General features: G+C 55.0%; 21 protein-coding genes and 1 pseudogene. 8 read left to right on the plus strand and 14 right to left on the minus strand.

The features are described 5' to 3' along the window. Positions 1–300: 300 nt before the first annotated feature. The 7 genes from OSC10802_RS0103100 to OSC10802_RS48700 all read right to left on the minus strand — a co-directional run bounded on the left by OSC10802_RS0103100 (position 301) and on the right by OSC10802_RS48700 (position 7,832). The gene (locus OSC10802_RS0103100) at positions 301–1,452 is read right to left on the minus strand and encodes an ABC transporter substrate-binding protein (RefSeq protein WP_044170363.1); all 1,152 of its coding nucleotides are present in this window, start codon (positions 1,450–1,452) and stop codon (positions 301–303) included. Positions 1,453–1,661: 209 nt separating this feature from the next. After that, the gene (locus tag OSC10802_RS0103105) at positions 1,662–2,882 is read right to left on the minus strand and encodes an ABC transporter substrate-binding protein (RefSeq protein ID WP_017715326.1); all 1,221 of its coding nucleotides are present in this window, start codon (positions 2,880–2,882) and stop codon (positions 1,662–1,664) included. An 87-nt stretch (positions 2,883–2,969) separates the two neighbouring features. Beyond that, a complete protein-coding gene (trpE, locus tag OSC10802_RS0103110) occupies positions 2,970–4,544 on the minus strand; it encodes an anthranilate synthase component I (protein ID WP_017715327.1) in 1,575 nt (524 codons plus the stop codon). 122 nt (positions 4,545–4,666) lie between these two features. Then, positions 4,667–4,789 (minus strand): hypothetical protein, encoded by a 123-nt coding sequence (locus OSC10802_RS55410; RefSeq protein ID WP_255349113.1) that lies wholly within the window; start codon positions 4,787–4,789, stop codon positions 4,667–4,669. 43 nt (positions 4,790–4,832) lie between these two features. Next, on the minus strand, positions 4,833–5,261 hold the full coding sequence (locus OSC10802_RS0103115; protein ID WP_017715328.1) for a photosystem I reaction center subunit II PsaD: 429 nt from the start codon (positions 5,259–5,261) through the stop codon (positions 4,833–4,835). Between the two features lie 243 nt (positions 5,262–5,504). Beyond that, entirely contained in the window at positions 5,505–7,532 is a 2,028-nt protein-coding gene (locus tag OSC10802_RS0103120; RefSeq protein ID WP_017715329.1) for a DICT sensory domain-containing protein, read from the minus strand. Positions 7,533–7,595: 63 nt separating this feature from the next. After that, complete coding sequence (locus tag OSC10802_RS48700; RefSeq protein ID WP_198525052.1) at positions 7,596–7,832, minus strand: hypothetical protein; 237 nt, start codon at positions 7,830–7,832, stop codon at positions 7,596–7,598. A gap of 210 nt (positions 7,833–8,042) precedes the next feature. On the opposite strand from OSC10802_RS48700, the gene OSC10802_RS0103125 reads away from it, so the two are divergent. Continuing rightward, positions 8,043–8,240, plus strand: a complete 198-nt coding sequence (locus tag OSC10802_RS0103125; protein WP_017715330.1) for a hypothetical protein — start codon at positions 8,043–8,045, stop codon at positions 8,238–8,240. Between the two features lie 59 nt (positions 8,241–8,299). After that, positions 8,300–8,773 (plus strand): hypothetical protein, encoded by a 474-nt coding sequence (locus OSC10802_RS48705; protein ID WP_017715331.1) that lies wholly within the window; start codon positions 8,300–8,302, stop codon positions 8,771–8,773. Positions 8,774–9,085: 312 nt separating this feature from the next. On the opposite strand, the gene OSC10802_RS48710 is transcribed toward OSC10802_RS48705, so the two are convergent. Continuing rightward, positions 9,086–9,595 (minus strand): ribosomal eL19 family protein, encoded by a 510-nt coding sequence (locus tag OSC10802_RS48710; RefSeq protein WP_155967356.1) that lies wholly within the window; start codon positions 9,593–9,595, stop codon positions 9,086–9,088. A gap of 76 nt (positions 9,596–9,671) precedes the next feature. Here OSC10802_RS48710 and OSC10802_RS0103135 point away from each other — a divergent pair, with 76 nt between their 5' ends. Both OSC10802_RS0103135 and OSC10802_RS56305 read left to right on the plus strand, forming a co-directional pair. Next, positions 9,672–10,265, plus strand: a complete 594-nt coding sequence (locus OSC10802_RS0103135; RefSeq protein WP_017715332.1) for an IS607 family transposase — start codon at positions 9,672–9,674, stop codon at positions 10,263–10,265. 152 nt (positions 10,266–10,417) lie between these two features. After that, a pseudogene (locus tag OSC10802_RS56305) lies at positions 10,418–10,560 on the plus strand (RNA-guided endonuclease TnpB family protein); the annotation flags it as partial. 256 nt (positions 10,561–10,816) lie between these two features. Here OSC10802_RS56305 and OSC10802_RS0103140 read toward each other — a convergent pair. Next, a complete protein-coding gene (locus OSC10802_RS0103140) occupies positions 10,817–12,646 on the minus strand; it encodes an ABC transporter ATP-binding protein (protein WP_017715333.1) in 1,830 nt (609 codons plus the stop codon). 661 nt (positions 12,647–13,307) lie between these two features. Next, on the minus strand, positions 13,308–13,445 hold the full coding sequence (locus OSC10802_RS52550; protein WP_017715335.1) for a hypothetical protein: 138 nt from the start codon (positions 13,443–13,445) through the stop codon (positions 13,308–13,310). Between the two features lie 170 nt (positions 13,446–13,615). Here OSC10802_RS52550 and rimO point away from each other — a divergent pair, with 170 nt between their 5' ends. Together rimO and OSC10802_RS0103160 are read left to right on the plus strand one after the other, a co-directional pair. Further along, complete coding sequence (gene rimO, locus OSC10802_RS0103155; RefSeq protein ID WP_017715336.1) at positions 13,616–14,956, plus strand: 30S ribosomal protein S12 methylthiotransferase RimO; 1,341 nt, start codon at positions 13,616–13,618, stop codon at positions 14,954–14,956. Between the two features lie 412 nt (positions 14,957–15,368). After that, positions 15,369–16,817, plus strand: coding sequence for a DEAD/DEAH box helicase (locus tag OSC10802_RS0103160; protein ID WP_017715337.1), 1,449 nt, complete (start codon positions 15,369–15,371; stop codon positions 16,815–16,817). A 323-nt stretch (positions 16,818–17,140) separates the two neighbouring features. Here OSC10802_RS0103160 and OSC10802_RS0103165 read toward each other — a convergent pair whose 3' ends face one another. Next, positions 17,141–17,710, minus strand: a complete 570-nt coding sequence (locus tag OSC10802_RS0103165) for a hypothetical protein (protein ID WP_017715338.1) — start codon at positions 17,708–17,710, stop codon at positions 17,141–17,143. Between the two features lie 387 nt (positions 17,711–18,097). Next, positions 18,098–18,364, minus strand: a complete 267-nt coding sequence (locus OSC10802_RS0103170; protein ID WP_017715339.1) for a hypothetical protein — start codon at positions 18,362–18,364, stop codon at positions 18,098–18,100. A 218-nt stretch (positions 18,365–18,582) separates the two neighbouring features. Between OSC10802_RS0103170 and OSC10802_RS48715 the strand changes: the two genes are divergently transcribed. Continuing rightward, the gene (locus OSC10802_RS48715; protein ID WP_155967357.1) at positions 18,583–18,723 is read left to right on the plus strand and encodes a hypothetical protein; all 141 of its coding nucleotides are present in this window, start codon (positions 18,583–18,585) and stop codon (positions 18,721–18,723) included. A gap of 207 nt (positions 18,724–18,930) precedes the next feature. Then, positions 18,931–19,446: a helix-turn-helix domain-containing protein gene (locus tag OSC10802_RS0103180; protein ID WP_017715341.1), complete on the plus strand. Its 516-nt coding sequence runs from the start codon at positions 18,931–18,933 to the stop codon at positions 19,444–19,446. Here the strand turns inward: OSC10802_RS0103180 and OSC10802_RS53990 are convergent. After that, positions 19,399–19,647, minus strand: coding sequence for a hypothetical protein (locus OSC10802_RS53990; protein WP_232731608.1), 249 nt, complete (start codon positions 19,645–19,647; stop codon positions 19,399–19,401). The two genes, OSC10802_RS0103180 and OSC10802_RS53990, sit on opposite strands and share 48 nt — an antisense overlap. 46 nt (positions 19,648–19,693) lie before the next feature. Further along, the gene (locus OSC10802_RS0103185) at positions 19,694–20,440 is read right to left on the minus strand and encodes a PEP-CTERM sorting domain-containing protein (RefSeq protein WP_017715342.1); all 747 of its coding nucleotides are present in this window, start codon (positions 20,438–20,440) and stop codon (positions 19,694–19,696) included. Positions 20,441–21,042: the final 602 nt, after the last annotated feature.

The following is a 21,042-nucleotide window of genomic DNA, read 5'->3' on the forward strand; positions in this document are numbered from 1 at the left end:
GCAGGCGGGCTTTGTTTGTATAGCTGCGATTTCAAGAGACTGTTGGCGTGCTTGATGTGGGGTAAGACCCCACCCCCAAGTTTCCTCGTTCCCAGCTCAAGCTGGGAGGATGAAAAACTGCGCAGATTGTGAGAGTCTCGCTCTACTCTTAGCCCGCGAAGGCGGGCTTCGTCTGTATAGCCGCGATTTCCAATCGCCAGGAACCTGGCCAACTCGCCAGAAGTCTAACCCCTCACCGATTCGCCAACAGTATTTTTCAATCGCCTGGAACCTAGCAGCTTACACCTTGACTCCCAGCCACTATTTTATCATAGCAAATTTCCCGCTCTTCCCATCCGCATCCATTTTAATCTGTGCCACATAGAACTCCTTCTGAATAACATCCCCCTCAGGGGTAAAAGCAATCTCACCCACCGGCGTCTCATACCTTCCCGCTAGCAACTGCTTGTTCAGTTCCACCCGCAGCTTATCCACCGGCATCTCAGAAATTGCCCCCTTCTCCCCCACAGCCTGCAGCGCTCCCACAAACACCTGAACAGCCGTAAAAGCTTGAGCGCTAAACTGCGGCGGGTCTTTTTTGTACTCATTCCTGTAAGCACTTCGGAACGCAGCATTAATCTCGCTCTCCCGCTCAGGACTGTAATACTGCGCAACCAGAATCCCTTCGCAGAGCTTCTCGCACACAGCAAATACATTAGAACTGTTGAACCCATTCCCCCCAACAATCAACCCCTTATAGCCCAGCTGTCGCAGCTGCTTCACCAAATTGCCCCCATTTACAGGATGACCGGCAATAATTGCCAGATCCGGTTGCCAATTGATAGCCGCCGTCGCCTGAGATTGGAAATCCGTATCCGCGCCCTGGTATTTTTGCACAGTTACCAGCTGCAGCCCCAGCTCCTTAACCGTTTTTTCAAACACCCCCGCCTCATAGACCAGCGCCTCTTGATCCTGAACATAAAACACCGCAACTTTCTTAATCTGCGGATTAATTTTCAGCGCTTGCTTAACTGCTTGAGGGACCACCATTTCCGGACCGGCAGTCACGCGAGAAACATACTCCCCAATCTCCGGAATCCCTTTGGCAATTGCAGACGGCGCGACAGCCGGCACTTTTGCCCGGTCCGCAACCGGCAAAGCGCTAAAACCCTGCTGGGAAGTTGTCGGACCGGCAATCCCCACAACTTTATCCTTAGCAATCAGCGCTTGGAAAGCATTCACCGCTCCCGCTTCATCGCCGCCGGTGTCTTGAAACACCAGTTTAATCGGCGTCCCATTTATCCCGCCGCGCTCATTAAAATACCGCTCAGCAATTTTCGCCCCAGCCACTTGTTCTTGACCGATGAGAGAGATATTGCTCGTTTGCGCCACCGCAATCCCAATAGGAATAGAAGTGACTTTGGGAGGCGTGCCGGTGTTCGCCTGACCGCAACCTGCTAGCAGAACTAACAAAAGACCCGCTCCGCCGGCTGACCTCCGTCCCCAGGCTCCGCCTGGAAACGAAGGTAAAACGAGGGGAAAACGAGGCGCAATTAGCCCGCGCAGGCGGGCTACCCTTCGGGAAGCCGCTGGCGCGTCTATGTCTGTATAGCCGCGATTTATAATCGCCAGGAAACTAGCAAGTTTGCACCTGTAATCCTGCATTTGCATCCCCTTATCCGCTACTTCAAAAAGGCAAATTTACCATTCTTTCCGTCCGCATCCACCTTCAGCTGCGCCACATAGAAATCCTTCTGGATGACTTCCCCCACCGGCGTGAAAGAAATCTCACCCAGAGGCGTATCGTACTTTCCAGCCAGCAGCTGCTTGTTCAGTTCTGTCCGCAGCTGCTCCAGCGGCATCTTGCTGACATCAGACTTCTTATCCAAAGCTTGCAGCGCCTCCACAAACACCTGAACCGCTGCGAAAGCTTGGGCGCTAAACTGCGGCGGTTCCTTCTTATACTCACTCACATAAGCTTCGCGGAACGCCTTATTAATCTCATTCGAGTGATCCGGGCTGTAAGCTTGCGCAACCAGAACCCCATCGCAGAGCGCCTTGCAGACGGCGAAAATATTAGAACTGTTCAAACCATTTCCGCCAACAATCACACCTTTATAACCCAGCTCCCGCAATTGCCGCACCAAGTTGCCGCCGTCTGCAGCCAACCCCGAAATAATCACCAAATCAGGATTCAGGTTCAGCGCGTTTGTCGCCTGGGTTTGGAAGTCCGTGTCAGTGGTTTGGAACTTCTGAACCGTTACTATTTCCAGTCCCTGATCCTTAACTGTTTGCTGAAATATTTCAGTCTCCGACTTGTTAAACGCATCGTTTTGTGCGTAGAAGACTGCAACTTTCTTAATCTGCGGGTTGAGTTTCAGCGCCGCTCTCACCGAATTGGGGGCGACGATAGACACCGGCGCGGAAACGCGAGCGATGTAATCCCCTATTTCCGGAATGCCTTTCGCCGTATTCGAGGCTCCGATCACCGGCACTTTTGCTCGCTCTGCAATCGGGTCAGCACTAAAGGCTTGCTGCGACAGGGTGGGGCCCACAATGCCAGCGACTTTACTTTGAGCGATCAGGGTTTGGAAGGCATTGATCGTGCCGGCTTCATCTCCTCCCGTATCCTGAATCACCAATTTAATCGGAGTGCCGTCAACACCGCCCTTATCATTAAAATATTTCTCAGCAATTTTAGCACCGGCTACCCCCTCCTGACCCAGCAGGGCGACGTTGCTGGTTTGCGCCAGGGCAACGCCTATGGGAATAGCCGTCTTAGAACCGGCACCTGTACCGGCAGCCGTGCTGGAACTTGTGCCGGTCTGACCCGAACCGCAGGCTCCCAGCAGCAAAGCCAAGCTAACGAATAATGCGGACGTGCGATCTGTAACTGTTTTCATAACCTATCTGCCAAATATCTGTGCACTATATTCCCTAGCCTTTTACAGAAACCCGGTTTCTTCAAGAAACCGGGTTTCTCATTTCACCTAAACTCCCTCCGGAACCGAAACCAAGCAGCGAATCGCTTCTAGCAAACCCCGGGCTTTGTTGAGGGTTTCCTCGTATTCTTTTTCGGGGTCTGAATCCGCCACCAAACCGGCACCGGCTTGGACTGAAACCGTATGCTTGTTACTGCCCTTGGCGCGAACAACCATCGTGCGAATCGCGATCGCCGTATTCAGCTGCCCTTCAAAATCGTAATAGCCGTAAGCTCCCGAATATGGGCCGCGCCGGCACCCTTCCAGCTCGTGGATAATCTCCATCGCCCGAATTTTGGGAGCGCCGCTCACCGTGCCGGCGGGGAAGCTAGCTTTCAGCAGATCCCAGGCGGTTTTCTCGGGGTCGAGCACGCCGCGCACATTGCTGACAATGTGCATGACGTGGGAGTATCGCTCGATCACCATTAATTCATCCACCCTCACCGAGCCCTTTTTGCAGACTCTCCCGAGATCGTTGCGCCCCAGATCCACCAGCATCACGTGTTCCGCCACTTCTTTGGGATCTGCCAGCAATTCTTTGGCCAGGGCTTCATCTTCTGCCGGCGTATTGCCCCGGCGGCGAGTGCCGGCAATCGGTCGCAGGGTGGCCAGTTTGGCCCCATCTGGGGTGCGGTCGGCTCTCACCATCACTTCCGGACTGGAGCCAATAATTTGCCAGTCGCCAAAGTTGAAGAAAGCCATATAAGGCGAGGGATTGATCAGGCGCAGGGAGCGGTAAAGCGCAAACGGATCGCCGGTGTACTCAGCTGCGAGTCGCTGCGAAAGAACCACTTGAAAAATATCGCCCGCTTTGATATAATCCTTTGCCTTTCGCACATTCTCGCAGAATTGCTCCTTGGAGGTGTTGCTGGTATAAACCAACTCTGGCTTTCCTGCTCCCCCGCTCCCCGGCTCCCCGGCTCCCCGGCTCTCTGGCGGCGTCCACTGCAACAGGGTGTCCTTGCTCGACAGGGGCATTTGGAGTTTGCTCACCAGGGTTTTTAGGCGCTGGCAAGCCGCCTCGTAAGCTGCAGCCGTGTCCCCACCGGCATCTCGCAAGTCGGCGTAGGAGACTGCCAAAATCTTGCGCTTCACCTGGTCAAAAATCAGCAGGCTGTCCACCTGCACCCACACCCCGTCCGGCAAATCTGTCTCAGCTAGCGGGTAAACCGGCACGCGGGGTTCAATCCAGCGAATCAGTTCGTACCCCCAGAACCCGAACAGCCCGCCCACGCCTGGGGGCAGTTGGGGGATTTGCACCGGCTGAATCGGTTTGAGGCAGTTTGCCAGAATCTCAAACGGGTTCCCCTCAAACACCTCCACCGCGCCGGTGCGGTGAGTTTGGGCTGTGCGGTTCCCCCGAGCTTCCAGAACCCAAAGCGGATCGCACCCCAGCAAACTGTAGCGCCCAATTTTCTCCCCGCCTTCTACCGATTCCAGCAGGAAGCTGTGGGGAATGCCGGCGCACACCTTGTACCAAGCCGACACCGGTGTATCCAAATCCGCTACCAGCTCCTGGCACACCGGCACAAAATTCCCCTCAAGGGCGAGCTGCGAAAATTGCGAAAAATCAGGAAAAATCATCTATCTCTCTCTTTCATCCGGTTGATTCCTGTTTTTAAACACGGGCCGCTCTCAACCTGAATCCCTTTTATCTTATTGCTTTTTGCGGGCTCTCACCCATTTTTAATCTAAACTTTAGCTTCTCAAATCCACAGGGGCGACCGGCGCTGCAACAGAGGTCGGGAGTTCACATCCGCCAGATGTCGCGCCTCCCCAAATGTAGAGACGCGACATGTCGCTTCTCCCCAAGTGTAGAGACGCGACATGTTGCTTCTCTAGATTAAGCGAGCCTGCTGGCTGTAGCGGGCGCTAGACTTCGTAAGTGCGCTGACCGCTGAACTTCACCGTTGCCGGTTGCGGGTTGCTGCCGATGTTGCGGTCTTTCTTGCCCACAGAGGCACGGCCTTCGTTCACCTTTTCGGGGAAGACGCCATCATTGGGGTGCAGGTACTGGATTTCGCCATTAGCATAAATCCGGTAAATTTTGTAGTCCTCAATTTTTGGCTTGAATTTTGTCCGCAGTTGAGCGCCCAAAGCCAGACACTGCTCCTTGCGGGCCAAGTAGAGCAGGTTTTGGCCCTGGTGCATGATGGCCGCCCCGCCGGTGGGCATTTCAAACACTTGCTCCTTGGAGCTAGTCCAAGTGATAGCGTATTTTTCTTCCACTTCAGCTTTGGTGAGCAAGCCGCCGGTGCTGCCGCCAAAAATCGGGGTTTGTCCAGTCAAGGGTTCGGTCATGGATACCTCTCGCGCGTGTAAAGCAATTTTTAAGGCATCGTATCATTCAGACCCCCCTATCTGAGCTTTTTGTCAAGAACTGTAACAGTTCTTTAGCTTTCGGCAAACTTTCGGCAAACTTTCGGCAAAATTTGCCTCCCTGTGGCCAATAAAACCCCCCCCCCTACCCCCTGCCCCTTATCCCCAGAGGGGGCCCCACCTTCCCCGCTTGGGGGGAGGGGGGAGAAAGAATTCTCACGCCGGCTAGCGGAGGGTGGCCCGCCGGCGGCCCGAACCGCCACCCCCCCGGTTGCGACCCCCGCGCGGCGGTGGTTGCGGGCCTGTTTCTCCGCTCACCTCCGCAACCGGCACAGTGAAGTGAAACTGACTGCCCTGATCCTTGCCGGCAGAGGTGGCCCAAATCTTCCCCCCCCAGCTGCTGACAATTTGCCGGCAAATGGCCAGCCCCAAGCCGGTGCCGCCTTGGGTGCGGCGCAGGGCACCTTCTTCTTGATAGAATCGGTCAAAGACGATATCGAGGCGGTCTGGGGTAATGCCGCGACCGGTATCGGCCACAAGCACTTCCACCTGCGAGCCGGTGCACTTCGCCTGGACCGTCACCAGTCCCGGAGGCTGGGTGAACTTGCAGGCATTGTCCAGCAGTTTGGCCAGCACCTCCACCAGCCACTCCCCGTCCGCCTGCACCAGCGGCAAGTCTTCGGGAACTTGGGCGGCAATCTGGATGGGCGCGGCCTCATCCGACCGGCGGGCGCGAATGCTGCTGAGGGCCAAATCCACACACTCTTGCAGCTGCAGCGGTTCTAGATTCCAGTCCACCCGCCCGCTTTCCAAGCGGGAGAGGGTGAGGAAGTCCTGCACCAGTTTCCGCAGCCGGTCGGCGTCTGCCAGAGCCGAGCTGAGCATGGCTTGGCGCAATTCTGGAGCCATGTCAGGCTCGCTGGAAAGACTTTCCAGGCAAATTTGAATCGTGGACAGAGGCGTGCGCAGTTCGTGGCCGGTGATCGCAATCAGGTTGCTGCGGGTGCGGTCGAGCGCTTCCAGCTGCTCGTTGAGTTCTTCGAGGTTGGCGTAGGCTTCGGCTTGAATAATGGCGACGCCGACTTGGGTGGCGATCGCATTCACCAGCGTCAGCTCTTCCGAGTCCCACTCGTGAGCGCACCCGCCGCAGTAGTGCAGCTCCACCATCCCCAGCAGCTGGTTTTGATACAGCACCGGCACCATCAGCCAAGAGGCTATCTCCCACTTTTGCGCCAGCGCCAAGGTGCCGGTGCCGGCAAGCAGGGAGTCTGTTTGGGCGTGCTCAACCCACACTCCCTCCCTGCGCCGCACCACTTCTTGAAACAGGGGATTGTCCTCCAGGGGCCAATTTTGGCCGGCCAGGGAGCCCGCCGAGTGGGCCAAAAACTCGTGGGCGATCGTCGCGCTTTCGTCCGTCGCTTTGCAGCGGTAAATCAGGCACCGGCACGCCAAGAGCGTCTGTCCCAGCTCTCGCACCGCCACTTGAAAAATCTCGGCAGGATTGAGCGATTGCCGAATGGTGGCGGTGATGGAATTCACCAAGCGCTCTTTGCGCTCTTGGGCGGCTAGCGAGCGGTATGTTTTGAGCAATTTGTGCTGTCCGACTTGCAGGTATGTTACCAAGCGCTGGGCGAAGGGTTCCGGATCGGCGCTGTGGAATCCAGGCGGCATTTCTATGAGGAATTGCGAGCGGGCAATTTCGATTTTCTCCGCCAGTTCGGGACGGTAGCAGAGAATCCGATCCAGCAACAGCTCCGCCGCCAAGCAGCTCACCTGCCGGTCAAACGTCCAAATTCCCTCAAACCGGCGCGCTTGATCCATCGCCGGCATATCCAGCCTCCGCTTGCCGGCGCTCCAGAAGTCGCTCACCGGCGCTGAGCGCTCTTGACAAATCAGGCAAGTTGTGTACGACCGAGCGATTGCCACCAAATGCCACTCTTGACTCAACCGGTCTTCCCGGTCGAAGGCTACTGTTTCGCAGATTTCGGAGGAGTTTTTGAAATCCGTCTCCGGTGCGGCCAGGACGTAAAGCTGATTCGTCCGCTCAGCAATCCGCCGGTAGCGGTGCGCCTCCTGCCGGTAGAAGCGCTCTCGCTGAAAGTTGGCAATCAGCAAAGGCGGATCGGACCCCGCCAGAACTTGATCTTCCATTGCGTGAGACAGAGCCGTCAGGGAAGATTTGAAATAAATTTGGGATCGCAGGTGGGGTAGGGCTTGCAGCAAGGCTTCGAGCACGGAAGTGGTTTTGCTCATCAGTCGTCTTTAGGCTTCGCCGGGGACACGGTTGGCTCTATTGAGCAATATGCTATCAGCCCACTATACAGTTTGTCGCTCCCCATGCGACAGGGAGACACCGGCTGCTTCCCCCTCCGATGCCTGAGTGCCAGGGGCAATTGAGCAGATATGCTCAAGCGGATTGCGCAACCCCCCTCGCCTTCCCAGGCGTGCCGGTGTTTTTTCGGAGAGGTGGTGCCGGTTACTGCTGCTGCGGTGCTGGGTGCGTTCCGCCTTCGTCAGCCCAGAAGTCGAGAGCGTCTGAGACATGGAACGCACCCTACTGCTTCCCAATGTAGGGTGCGTTCAGCATTCGCGAGCTTAGATGGGGGAAGGTGCGAAAACCGGAACGCACCCTGCAGCTCCTGCGGAAATGGCGATTGCCAGGCTCACACCTGAAGATAGATGAAATTTTAGGCAACTTCGCCTTATTAATATTAAAAGGATAGCTGTTCACGCAGAGCGGCAAGCTCCGTTCTAGCAAAAATTGTGACCCACTTTCAGGTTCCAGCAGAGCAAAACCCAGAGTTCTCGGCAGAATCCGCAACAGCGCCAGAACCAGATGCAGAAACCGGCTGGCTGCCAAAACCAGAACGGGCTGAAGAGCCCGACCCCGAAACCTCAGCCGGCAAAACTCTTCCTACCCTGCCACCCGAACTCGATCCAGAAGCCGCCGTCAGGGTTTGAGCGTTTGTCGCTCCCCGCCTTCTTTTCTCATTTTTATCGTTCCCAGGTCTTGCCTGAGAATGGGTTTTCAGTGGGCTGCTGCCGCTCGTTTATTAGAGTACCATTTTTCTCGTTTCCAGTGTACAGGCGATTGCCAATCTCCGGCCATCCCCGCCACCGATTCCCTTTTCGCCGGCAATCCCCGCTATCACTTCAAAGTAGAAACAAAACAGGAGGCAGAGCCTCCTTACGGACGTTCCCAGGCGGAGCCGGAGAACGAGATTAATCAGCACCGCTTCCGATACACCGGCACGCACCATAATGTTTGCCGGCTTGATATCCCCGTGCCGCAACTCCTTCTCGCGAGCAGCTTGCAGCGCTTCGCCAATCTGCCCGATCTAGCGCACCGCTTCGCTCTCCGATATGACGCTGCGATTGCTCAGGCGCTCCCACAAGTCTTCCCCTTCTACCTATTCCATTTCGATGCCAGGCAGCTGCCCCTCATAAACAGCATTTTCAATCTCTACGATATGGGGGAGCCGGCACAAAGATAGCAGCAGCGGTAACACCCAAATTTTGTCCCGGAACCAGGCAAACTGCGGGAAATTCAAACCTTCATCTTTAAGCGTCTTGATGACAGCTCGCTTCCCTGTTTTATTTTTTGCTAAATAGGGGAGCCCAATGCCACCCTACCCCAGCTGCCTGTCTATAATATCGCGACTCCCGTATAATTCCCGCCCTGCTGCCCACCCCATTACTCACAGACTCCAAAACGCTGGCATTTATTCTCGCACACCTCAGGGTGCCGGGAAGAATGCCGGTGTGTCTGACAAAAATCTACTTTCTGGATATTGACAAAGTTGCAGTTATATGGTAAAATAGAACGAGTGCGGGTTGATTCGTACAGACTGCCGGCTCAGTCGTACAGATTGCCGGTTGATTCGTACAGACTGCCGGCTCAGCCGTACCAAGTGCCGGCTCAGCCGTACCAAGTGCCGGCTCAGCCTTACAGATTGCCGGCTCAGCCGTACAGATTGCCGGTTGATTCGTACAGATGCCGGCTCAGCCGTACAGACTGCCGGCTCAGCCGTACCAAGTGCCGGCTCAGCCGTACCAAGTGCCGGCTCAGCCGTACCAAGTGCCGGCTCGTTCGTACCAAGTGCCGGCTCGTTCGTACCAAGTGCCGGCTCAGCCGTACCAAGTGCCGGCTCGTTCGTAGCAAGTGCCGGCTCGTTCGTACCCAGTGCCGGCTCGTTCGTACCAAGTGCCGGCTCGTTCGTACCCAGTGCCGGCTCGTTCGTACCAAGTGCCGGCGAGTGTCGGAAAGACTGCCGGTTGATTCGTACAGACTGCCGGTTGATCGGTAAAGGAGGCAAAATTTAATACGGGTTTCCCTAAACAAAGCCGGAGAATGTGATATAATACGGACAGCAGAGATTTGAGGAAGTCCCGTTGACCAAATATGTCAAACCGAAAGAAGCGGCAGAAGCCCTTGGAGTCCACGAGCGAACCCTCCGCCGGTGGGAGGGAGAGGGGCGAATTGAAGCCATCAGGACACCCTCAGGACAGCGCCGCTATAACATCGAGTCCTATACCACCAAATCTGGCAAGGACAACAGGAAAGTCGTCGCCTACGCCAGGGTTAGCAGCCGAGCCCAGCAGTCCGACCTCAACCGGCAAGTCGCAACGCTCAGCAGCCTCTACCCGCAAGCAGAAGTCATCGCCGAAATTGGAGGCGGGCTCAACTTCAAGCGAAAAAAGCTGCTCGCCCTACTGGAACAAATCCTGTCAGGCGATATCCGATTGGTTGTCGTTGCCCACAAAGACAGGCTGGCGAGATTCGGCTTTGACCTGTTTCGATGGCTCTGCGAGCAGAACGGGTGCGAGCTCGTGGTTCTCAACGAAACAAGTCTCAGTCCGGACCGAGAAATGGTTGAGGACATCCTTGCCATCCTCCACGGCTTCAGCTCCAGGCTCTACGGACTCCGAAAGTACAAAGCTCAGGTCAAGGAAGATCCGGATTTACCCAAGCTCGGAACTCAATAAAACCTGGAGAAAATGGCTCGCAGCCTGCCGGTACGGCTACAGCCAGGCCATCGCTTTGCAGCGGAGTGGCCTGCGCCGCACGCAAGCTGAAATTGCGCAGCGAAATAATGCCGGGCGACTTACCTTAATGGGTCAAAGAAACGCCCTGCCACATCCGGCAAAATGCGATTTTTGACGCTAGCCTGAGAGTGCGAGTCGAGATGCTAAGTTTAGAAGCAGCCGCGACACCTCTGGGTCCATCAAATTCAATGACGCCAATTTCTCTCAGGGAACCTGGTATCCAAAGTTAACCAAGGCGTAAAGGTATCAGAAACAAGTCAGCCCTTGTCATGCGGGCTTCGTCTTCCCTTGCGTGAATTTCCCATCACCGGCAATCCCCACCACCAGCTTCCTTTTCACCGGCTTTCCCCCGCCACCGGTTCAAACAAAAGAGGAGGCTGAGCCTCCTAACGGGCGTTCCCAGGCTCGGGCTGGGAACGAGAAAATTCCTTCTTCCTCCTCCTTCTTCTTCCCTCTTGGCGTTCCTTCACGGGGGCGGTTCATTATTAAACTTACCCCACCGCAAACGAGCCGGTTTCTTGCAGCGCGTGCAGCCGGTAGTAAATTCCCTTGTGGCGCAGCAACTCCTCGTGACTCCCCACTTCCGCAATCCGCCCCCGATCGAGCACCACAATCTTGTCCGCCTCCCGCACTGTACTGAGCCGGTGGGCAATAATAATCGTCGTGCGGGTGCCGAGAATACTGTTCATCGCCAGCTGAATCGAGCGCTCAGATTCATAATCTAAACTGGAAGTCGCTTCATCAAAAACCAGCACGTCTGGCTCCACCAAAAGCGCTCGCGCAATTCCCAGCCGCTGCTTCTGCCCGCCCGACAGCCGCACGCCCCGCTCCCCTATCACAGTGCAGTACCCTTTGTCAAGGTTGCGGATAAATTCATCCGCTCTGGCAATGCGGCAAGCGTCTTGCACCTGCTCGAAACTGGCATTTGGATTGCCATATTTCAGGTTATCGAGCAACGTTCCGTTGAAGATATCAACGTCTTGGTGGACGATAGCCAGCCGGCGGCGGTAGCAGGCGACATCCATCTGGCGGATGTCCGAACCATCCATGAAAATCTTGCCGCCATCGGGTTCAAAATAGCGGAACAGCAGCTTCACCAGCGTGGACTTGCCGGAACCCGACCGGCCCACCAGCGCCACCGTCTGGTACGGCTCAATCAGCAGGTTGATATCCTGCAAGACCGGGCGTGAGGAATTGTACCCAAAACTGATGTGGGAAAATTCTACTTTGCCGGTGAATTTGTAAGGCGTGAGCGCCAGTGGTTTCGGGGAAGCCGGTGTCAAATCCACCGCATCGCTGCCTGATGGGTGGCGCATAAATTCGTGGAATCGCATCATGGATGCGTACCTGCGGGCAAACATCTCCGCCAAGTTCGCGATCGGGCGCAACTCCGAATAAGCCATGCTGGCAAAACTAAACGTTGTGATAAAATGTCCGAGAGACATCACGCCGCTGACTGTCTCCAGCAGGGTAAACCCCAGCACTGCGAACAGACACACCTGAATCACCGTGGTTTGCCACATCGTCAGCACGGTGTAACTCATGTTGATGCGACCATCGATAACAGTAAACTCCCGCTCTATCCGCTGGCGCTGGCGCTTCAGTTCAGTCGCTTCTCTGGAAAAGGCTTTCACGGTTTTGATATTGGTGACAATTTCCGAGGTGCGGCTTTCGGTCTTTTCGATGTAGCGGTCTATTAATTCCTCTCGCTTTATTAACTCTGCCAAGCTTTTCAGGCTGAAGCCGAGGATAAAAAAGAACGAAACCATAAACAGCACGGCAATGCGCCATTCGATTAGCCAGACGATCGCAAAGATTCCCAGCAGCCGGCAGAGTTTGGGAATCAGCTGACCGGCGATTTCTGGGTAACTCCAGGTGTGGTTCCCCACCCCCCTGGCAATCCGCCCCGCAATCCGTCCGGCATTATTTTCCTCATAAAATTTCAGTGGCAGAGTCAGGATTTTTGCCAGAGCTTTTTGGTTGTAGTCGCGGCGGGTGCGCAGGGCAATATCCCAGTGAAACCAGAGTCCCAGCCAGGGTTGCACCGGCGCTCTCGCCACTGTGGCAAAAAAAATAAGCCCCATCAGGACTCCTAGGGAGAGGGGCTTACCGACAGTCAACCCTGTCAACTCCGCCACCGCCGCTATCAGATGTTGCGTTATGCTATCCACCGGCAAGTCTGAAAGCACGTTTAAAATCTGGCCTGTGGCGTAGGGCAGAATCAAATCCAGGATTTCAAAGGCGCAAGACGCCGCAATACTAAAAGTTGCTACCAGCCAGTACCGCCGGTAGTAGCTGACGAGATCGCGAAATTTTGTCATAAAAATTCTTTAAGCGCAGGTAGCCAAAATGGACACACCGTTTGCCAAACCCTGGGTTTGGCAGAAATCGAGTTTTTTGTCCAGCGGGTATAGCTCTACGTCAAAGCCGTTCCAAAATCCGGTTTTTCTTTCCGGAGATGATATAACCTTTTATTTTGTCCACCTACTTATCAGCTCCTCGCTGTTTTCAGTCCTGACACCGTACCTTAGCACAGGCCGGCTAGTCTGCGAGCGCCCCCATTCGGAAGTTGGCAGGAGAAACCCAGGACAAGGGAGGGGCTGCGGCTGGGGTGAATTTTAGCAAAGCAAGCCCTCATCCGCCACTCAGCCGGTTTGGGGAAAAAGGGAATCAAACCTTTGCCACTCCTTTGGGCCTTTTTCTTACTCCCCTTCTGCCCTTGTCGGAGAGGGGGCTAGGGCGTGAGGGGCTGGGGGGGATCGAGGCTCCCTCTGGGGATGGGGGGGAAGAGGGGCTTGCGGGAGCGCGGGTTGAGGGGTGAGGGGCTTGCGGGAGCGCGGGTTGAGGGGTGAGGGGCTTGCGAGCAATGAACTAGACATGATATAATATCTAAGCTCGCACGCCCCGCTTGAACCACTTTCTGGTGGCACAGGCAGGGGAGCCTGTGCCGGTCGGCGGTCAGTCAAAACAGTGTTTGCGGAATCAGACTGCGTAGGCTGACGTCAGCGCCCACACGATGAGGAGCGCTATCGCGCCCAGCACCACAATCGAGGTGATTGCGATCGCAGCGGGGCTGTCCGCCCCCTTGAATTTCATGATGCCACGGTCTAGATCGGACATAGCCCTGTTATAATTCCTCTGACAGAGAGCTACTTTACGTTAAATCATATTAATATATGGGAGTGGGGTGCCGCCGAAGGGCCAGCTAGTCAGCGCCTGAAAGGGTAAGATGAGCAGTCCCCACAATGTAAGGTAGCGCAGAGCAAGCCATCACGGATTCCAAACGCTGCATGGGCAAAAAGCCAACGATTGCCATTTCCCACCTGGGCTGTGAAAAAAATCGCATCGACACGGAACATATGCTGGGCCTGCTGGTGCGAGCGGGCTACGAGGTGGACACGAACGAAGAATTAGCGGATTACGTCATTGTTAACACTTGCAGCTTTATCCAAGCCGCACGGGAGGAGTCGGTGCGGACTCTGGTGGAGCTGGCAGAGGCCAACAAAAAAATCGTCATCGCCGGCTGCATGGCGCAGCACTTCCAAGAGCAACTGCTCGAGGAACTGCCAGAAGCAGTCGCCCTGGTGGGCACCGGCGACTACAGCAAAATCGTAGAGGTCATCGAGCGCGCTGAAGCGGGCGAGCGAGTTAAGGAGATAACACCGGAACCGACTTACATCGCCGACGAAACCACGCCCCGCTACCGCACGACAACCGAAGGGGTGGCCTACCTGCGAGTGGCGGAAGGGTGCGACTATCGCTGCGCCTTCTGCATTATCCCCCACCTGCGAGGCAACCAGCGCTCGCGCTCCATCGAGTCCATTGTGGCGGAAGCCAAACAGCTGGCCTCGGAGGGCGTTCAGGAAATTATCTTAATCTCGCAAATCACCACCAACTACGGCCTCGACCTGTACGGCGAGCCCAAGCTGGCGGAACTGCTGCGGGCCCTCGGCAAGGTGGACGTCCCCTGGATTCGCATGCACTACGCCTACCCCACAGGGCTGACTCCTAAAGTGATCGCCGCGATTCAGGAAACGCCCAACGTCCTGCCCTACCTCGATTTGCCCCTGCAGCACTCCCACCCGGACATCCTGCGGGCCATGAACCGGCCTTTCCAGGCGGGCGTGAACGACGCCATCATCGAGCGGATCGAGACGGCGATCCCCGATGCCGTTCTCAGGACAACTTTTATTGTCGGGTTTCCGGGGGAAACGGATAAACATTTTGAACATTTGCTACAATTTGTAAAGAAACATCAGTTCGACCACGCAGGAGTGTTTACATTTTCCCCGGAGGAAGGCACCCCGGCCCACAGCCTGCCCAACCAGCTGCCGCAAGACGTCATGGACGCCCGCAGGGACGCCCTGATGGAAGCGCAGCAGCCAATCTCGCTGAAGAAAAATCAAGCTGAGGTGGGCAAGGTGGTTTCGGTGCTGGTAGAGCAAGAAAATCCCGAGACGGGCGAGTTAATCGGTCGCTCGGCACGCTTCGCCCCAGAAGTGGATGGCTTGGTTTACGTTCAGGGAGAGGCTCGGCTGGGCTCTCTGGTGCCGGTGGCCATTACCGGGGCCGGTGTTTACGACCTGTACGGCCATGTGGCCACGGCGGCAGACGTCATCGGGGCCAAGTAACAGGCAAATGCGGAAAGTTTTGCGAAATTGTTGCGAGTTGCTTAACAAAAGTTTAATGTTGAGTTAATATTTCAGCAGAACGTTTGAGCGTGAGCGGAGGTCAGAAGGGGTCTAACCCCTCCAGGCATTCGCCCAAAAAAGAAAAGAGCTTTGGCCACTGCCCACTGGGCTCGCAGCCCGAGATGGGCCATAACAAATTACAGACCAGCCACTGCTCGAAAGCCGCCGCTCGCAGACAAATGATTCATTCGACACCCCCGCTGTTCAGCTCGGAGCTTGAATGGAAGCAGGTGTGATGAGCAGTGGCACAGGCACCCCGCCTGGAAGAGATCCTTTGTACAAGCGCTCAGACTGCTCGCAGTGCAGTTTGGCACGTCATGTACCGCAATGAAATAGGTTTATAGGAGATTAAATGGATTTGTCATTCAAAAACCTGGGTCTTTCTGAAGCTCGCGTCAGCCAATTAGAAAAACTGGGTTTCACCGCCCCGACAGCAATTCAAATGCAAGCGATTCCAGAGCTGCTGGCGGGACGGGATGTGGTGGGACAAGCGCAAACCGGCACCGGCAAGACGGCAGCGTTTTCCCTCCCCATTTTGGAGCGCATTGATTTCAACAAGCCGGCAGTGCAAGCCCTGATCCTGACCCCAACCCGGGAGCTGGCGCTGCAAGTGAGCAACGCCATCCGCGACTTTAGCGGCGACCGGCGCTTAGGCATTTTAGCAGTTTACGGCGGCTCAGCGATCGACCGGCAGATCCGCTCACTGCAGCGGGGCGTGCAAATTGTCGTGGGGACACCCGGGCGGATTATCGATTTGCTCGACCGGGGGAACCTGAAACTCGACCAGCTGACCTGGCTGGTGCTCGACGAAGCAGATGAAATGCTGAGCATGGGCTTTATTGATGATGTCGAGAAAATCCTCAGCCAAGCCCCATCCGACCGGCAGACGGCCTTTTTCTCGGCGACGATGGAGCCCTCGATCCGCCAGCTGGTGTCCAAGTTCCTGCGCGAGCCGGTCAACGTCAGCATCAAGCAGCAGAAAGCCACGCCGAAGCAGATCGACCAGCACGTTTATATGGTGCCGCGCGGCTGGACGAAAGCGAAAGCCCTGCAGCCGATTTTGGAACTGGAAGATCCGGAATCTGCGATTATCTTTGTGCGCACCCGGCGGGCGGCGGCTGAGCTGACGAGCGAACTGCAAGCAGCCGGTCACAGCGTGGACGAGTACCACGGCGACTTGAACCAAGCCCAGCGCGAGCGGTTGCTGAGCCGGTTCCGCCAGCAGCAAGTGCGGTGGATTGTGGCCACGGACATTGCGGCTCGCGGGCTGGACGTGGATCACCTGACGCATGTGATTAACTACGATTTGCCCGACAGCGTGGAAAGCTATGTGCACCGGATTGGGCGCACCGGGCGTGCCGGTAAAACAGGAACGGCCATTTCCCTGGTTCAGCCGTTTGACCGGCGCAAGCTGCAGCAAATTGAGCGCCATGTCCGCCAAACCCTGAAGATCAACTCGGTGCCAAGCCGGTCGCAAATCGAGTCGCGCCAGCTGGAGAAACTGCAAGCGCAAGTCCGGGCTGCCCTCACCGGCGAGCGTTTGGCCTCCTTCTTGCCGATTGTGTCTCAGCTCGGCGAGGAGTACGACGCACACGCCATCGCGGCGGCGGCCCTGCAAATGGCCTACGACCAAACCCGTCCGTCGTGGCTGCGTTCAGACGCGCCGGTGGAAGAGCTGCCGGCTTCTCCCAAGCCCAAGCTGATCAAGCGGGCTAAACCGTCTGTGGGCCAGCCTTCGATTTCGCCGAGCCCTGTCTCGCAGACTTCTGTGGGGCAAACCTCTATGTCGCAGAACGGCTAGTCCGGGGGATTTAGTGGTGTTCTGGTGGTAGTTGGGGCGTCTCACATTTGTGGGATGAACCCGGCACCCCCAACCCCCTCCCCGTGTACAGGGAGGGGGAGTAAAAGGGGTGCCACTACCGCCGGAAGTGCCGGTGATTTCCAGTGCGGATAAATTGCATAGAATAGAGACAGCGCCGGTAGCGTTTCGGCAGCGGCTGTAGTGGGTGTCCCGTCTGTGATTCTCACAGATGGTTCATCTGTTGTGTGCCGGTGCCGGTGTGCTGCCGGTGTCTGATCTGTCTGTGATTGTCACAGAAGTGCAAATATGTTGCTGACGATTTTCTAACGAGTTTCGGATACAAGATTGCTGCAAAGTTTTTCTTGAATAGGGTTATCTCTATGCAGGGGAAAAAACTGACGTATATGCCTGCCTGATTGTATCCCTACCACATAGATTGTTCCATCGAACAAACTCCGCCTACCCGTCACCTGACATTGATCTTTATCCCCCACGCGACTCAGGATGTCGCGATTATCACTGACAATCTTTCTGATGGCCTTTACGATGTCATCAACTTCCATGTCTGGATCGAGATCGGTTTGGTATTTTTTCTTGTCCCGTCGAAACCTGGGATGATGCCTGAGAAGAATGTGCCGCATGTCGTCTCTGTCCAAGAGAAATCTGACAGAACCAGCTCGAAAAGGCTGGGTTCCATAGTTTCTTAAAGCTTCGTTAAGATCGCCTTTTCTTTCGGTCGGGGGTTTTCTGACTAAAATTTGTTTGGCATCATCCTCTAAAACGGTAATATTATTTTTAGATATCTCCGGGCTGGATAGAGTTATTGCCTGAGATTGAAAATACAAGTTGTGCAAAATAAGTAAAGAGGCGGTAAGTCCCAAGAGTGCTTTCATAGCTGAAAGGTTATGATAATTAAACTAAAAGGGCTGATGTTTTGATAGGGTTGATGCCGGCGCTTCAACCCTGTGGAATTATCATTTCACCCAAAGCAGGGAGAGCGCAATTTTTTCCCCAGTGAGCCGGTTTTTAACTGCACTTTTCCCAAAAATACCACAGATTGAACCTCAGGTTCACCAGCAACCTTTGCTGACGATATGTTGTGGGAACCCGCCCCTCCTGCAGGCTGTGAGATTAGTGTGCAAATTAGATGCGGCGGGAGGGCGGGGCCAGGGGTGGGGGAGAAGTGCCGGTGTGGGGGAGAGGCGCTACAACAGGTAAGTCACGCCGACTTCGGGGCTGCAGGTGCTGAGACTGGGAAACTGTTTCTAAACCAACACACGCTAGTCTCTCATCAAACCCAAAGCAATCTGCACTGCAGTATTAATAGCAAATTTCTCACTGCTTCTATTTCCCCCTACCTTTTCACCATCCTTATCAGTTTCAGCCCACCACTCTATTTTACCATTGCTGCCAACTCCAACATGAAGACGCTCTTGTCCTTCACCGTTCTCAGGACGAGCGATAAATTCAAATGAACCGTCAGCGTTTTCCTTAGTAATCCTGATTAGATTACCATTTCCATCCGGGGCATAGCGTTTGTCTGGCATAGTGTGAAACTCCTAAAAATCAGTCAAAAATATCGGCGGGCGGCTCATGTCCACCCACTTGACTCGACCCAATGTCCTCTTTTCCAAGAAGATAACCCACTCGCTCAAAACTGACAAGCCGAAAAAAGTTGGAAAAAGTTGGATCTTTCTCAAATTGGTATAGAAAATGTGCCGACGCGGCCAAAAAGTTGGAAAAAGTTGGAAAAAGTTGGAAAAAGTTGGAAAAAGTTTGGTATAGTAACCACAGCGCTCTCACCGGCACACCTGTGGACACCCCTCAGATATTGGCTCTTCCTACGATTGGCCGGCAGCATGGAGATGGCCAGCCGGCAAAGTTGGAAACAGCTGGCTCTCTCTAAAATAGGGAGATATAGCACTAGCCAATAGCCACTTAGGGAACGGACGTAGGACAGGCGTTCCCTCCGCCCCTGTCCCTACTAGCAAGTGAGATGCCTTGTCCATTACAGAGGTGTCTATTGCTACAAAAGAGGTAGGCGCGGCAAAAAAGTTGCAAAAAGTGGGACAAAGTTTGGTATAGTAACCCCAGCGCTCTCACAGCCCCACCTATGGACATCCCTCAGATATTGCAATTTGTCGATGAAGCGGTCTGCGCCAAGACCGGCAAACATCTCAATGACTTGCAGCGGAGAATTATCACGGGAATACTGAAGGGCCAAAAGTATGCCGGCGTTGCAGAAACTTATGGGTATAGCGCCAAGCACATAAAAAAAGCCAGTCACGAGCTCTTGCGCATGCTATCTGATGTCTTTGGCGAAGACGTTAAGAAAAGAAATCTTGAATCAGTCCTAGACCGCCAAATCAATGTAAATATAACTTTTGGGACGAAAAATAACCCTCATCATAACGTTACAGGTATAGGCTACATCTACAGTTGCCCCGATTCCTCCACTTCTCCCCGAGATAAAAGTCAACCGGCAACTCCCGACTCGCACCCGGACATCCCGAAAATTAAAATAGAAACAGTTCAGAAATTGCGACACTTTGGCTTGCGCGACGAGCAAATAGCAGAGGCGCTAGAGCTCCCCTTGGAGGTAGTTAAGCAGGTGGACTTCGAGGAGTGAGAAAGCCCCAGTTGTTTCTCGCTCGCCACCGGCAGCGGAAGCGCCAAGACTTTTGTGCCGGCTTGCACTCTCACGGCGCATGCAATTTGTCCGCCGGCAGTTAAAAAAAGCCGGCTTGCCTAGAGGCAGCCAGCTTTTGGAGTGAGGAGTATGAATGCCGGCAGGATTTCTCAAGGCAGCCGGTGTGTTAAAAAGCCGCATTTTGATTTACTTTGAAGCGCTTGATATCACAATTGCCGGTGGAAAACTAGGCGTTCTGCTGAACTTTGCGACTGCGCAACCGGACCAAGATTGCGCCACCCAGCGCCAAACCGCCGAGAGTAGTGGGTTCGGGTACGGCGTCTGAACCGGCGAGCACTTTGTCACTTCCGCCACCAGCGTTCACCTGCTGGAAACGACCGGCAGCCTGCAGTGAGCCACCTTGAAAACCACTTTGGAATGAGCTTTCCACACCGGCAGCGGTGAGGTTCGCGCCGCTCAGCAAAAAGCTAACACTAGAAGATTGGCCGGCAGTCAAACCAGCTTGGGGATTGCCACCGACAAAGTTGCCAGAACCAGCGGAGCGAATGCCAACACTGAACGTATTTTGCGTTAAACCCGGTATAGAGACGCCGGTGTAAGTCTTTGTAAAGCCGCTTGAGCCTGGATTGTAAGTTGAAGCGCTGAAAGTGTATGCGCTGACGATAGTCGGCAGGTCGAACGCCACCCCAACCAGAGTTGCCGCAGTTGCCCCCAGCCCAGCTGAGCCGTTAGTGGTGTTTTTGATATCGAGGTTGAGCAGTACCTGCGCTCCCTGCTGGACAAAATTGAAGTCCAGCTTCGCTGTTGCGCCAGTGTTCTCGGTGCTGCCATACTGGGGAGCGATAGACAAGCCGAAAGCCTGTGCCGGCGCTGCAGTGAGCGCGGTTGATGCCAGGGCCATCCCGGCAGCCAGAGCGGTTGTGCCGGCGAGGGCGCGAGTGGAGAGAGCGGTTAAAAGATTACTATTTTTCATGTTCATTCCCACCCCCTAAGAGGAGAGATGCTAAACTTCTAGGAGAGATGGCTGAGTTTGTGAAACGTGCCGGTCTGTCCTTGTGGTTGACCGCTAATTTCATTGTGGCGCTCTCATACAGCAATTGTTAGCAGTTTGTCTATAGCTTTAACTAAAAATTTTTTTTGCCGGGGTTTTCTTAAAGATTGAGTGAAATCTCTCACTTTTCCGCACAATTGCGGTTGACAGCCGGCGTGCTGCATGCGTTTACCTCCCGCTCACTCCGCAAAATAACGGAAGGGAAATGGATAAACTTTTAATATATGTTAACAGGATAGTCTAGGGATAAAAAAGTTAATGGAAAATCTTTGCATGACCCCTGGGGTGGGGAGGCGCGGTCAGGGGTGGGGGGTTTCCCTGAGGCGAGAGCAAACAAGCAATTTAGGCCAGCTAGCCAGCTCGCCACAGACGCAGCCGGCAGGGAAAGAAGGTTTCAAGGCAGCAAGGCAGGAACGCTGTAATCTCCAAGCCCCCTGCAGGTGCCGGTGGCAACAGCAGGCAGGACCCGCTCGGGCAAAGGCAACCATCCGAGAAGCGGATGTACCACCGGCGGGCTACTGGCG

It is taken from the genome of Kamptonema formosum PCC 10802 (assembly GCF_000332335.1).
GTDB lineage: Bacteria > Cyanobacteriota > Cyanobacteriia > Cyanobacteriales > Oscillatoriaceae > Oscillatoria.

Bases quoted from the DNA above. Each gene is read 5' to 3' on its own strand.
- OSC10802_RS0103105 (WP_017715326.1), bottom strand. From the start codon at position 2,882: ATGAAAACAGTTACAGATCGCACGTCCGCATTATTCGTTAGCTTGGCT.
- trpE (WP_017715327.1), bottom strand. From the start codon at position 4,544: ATGATTTTTCCTGATTTTTCGCAATTTTCGCAGCTCGCCCTTGAGGGG.
- OSC10802_RS55410 (WP_255349113.1), bottom strand. From the start codon at position 4,789: ATGTCGCGTCTCTACACTTGGGGAGAAGCGACATGTCGCGTCTCTACA.
- OSC10802_RS0103115 (WP_017715328.1), bottom strand. From the start codon at position 5,261: ATGACCGAACCCTTGACTGGACAAACCCCGATTTTTGGCGGCAGCACC.
- OSC10802_RS0103120 (WP_017715329.1), bottom strand. From the start codon at position 7,532: ATGAGCAAAACCACTTCCGTGCTCGAAGCCTTGCTGCAAGCCCTACCC.
- OSC10802_RS48705 (WP_017715331.1), top strand. From the start codon at position 8,300: ATGGGTTTTCAGTGGGCTGCTGCCGCTCGTTTATTAGAGTACCATTTT.
- OSC10802_RS0103140 (WP_017715333.1), bottom strand. From the start codon at position 12,646: ATGACAAAATTTCGCGATCTCGTCAGCTACTACCGGCGGTACTGGCTG.
- OSC10802_RS52550 (WP_017715335.1), bottom strand. From the start codon at position 13,445: ATGTCCGATCTAGACCGTGGCATCATGAAATTCAAGGGGGCGGACAGC.
- rimO (WP_017715336.1), top strand. From the start codon at position 13,616: ATGGGCAAAAAGCCAACGATTGCCATTTCCCACCTGGGCTGTGAAAAA.
- OSC10802_RS0103160 (WP_017715337.1), top strand. From the start codon at position 15,369: ATGGATTTGTCATTCAAAAACCTGGGTCTTTCTGAAGCTCGCGTCAGC.
- OSC10802_RS0103165 (WP_017715338.1), bottom strand. From the start codon at position 17,710: ATGAAAGCACTCTTGGGACTTACCGCCTCTTTACTTATTTTGCACAAC.
- OSC10802_RS0103170 (WP_017715339.1), bottom strand. From the start codon at position 18,364: ATGCCAGACAAACGCTATGCCCCGGATGGAAATGGTAATCTAATCAGG.
- OSC10802_RS0103180 (WP_017715341.1), top strand. From the start codon at position 18,931: ATGGACATCCCTCAGATATTGCAATTTGTCGATGAAGCGGTCTGCGCC.
- OSC10802_RS53990 (WP_232731608.1), bottom strand. From the start codon at position 19,647: ATGCGGCTTTTTAACACACCGGCTGCCTTGAGAAATCCTGCCGGCATT.
- OSC10802_RS0103185 (WP_017715342.1), bottom strand. From the start codon at position 20,440: ATGAAAAATAGTAATCTTTTAACCGCTCTCTCCACTCGCGCCCTCGCC.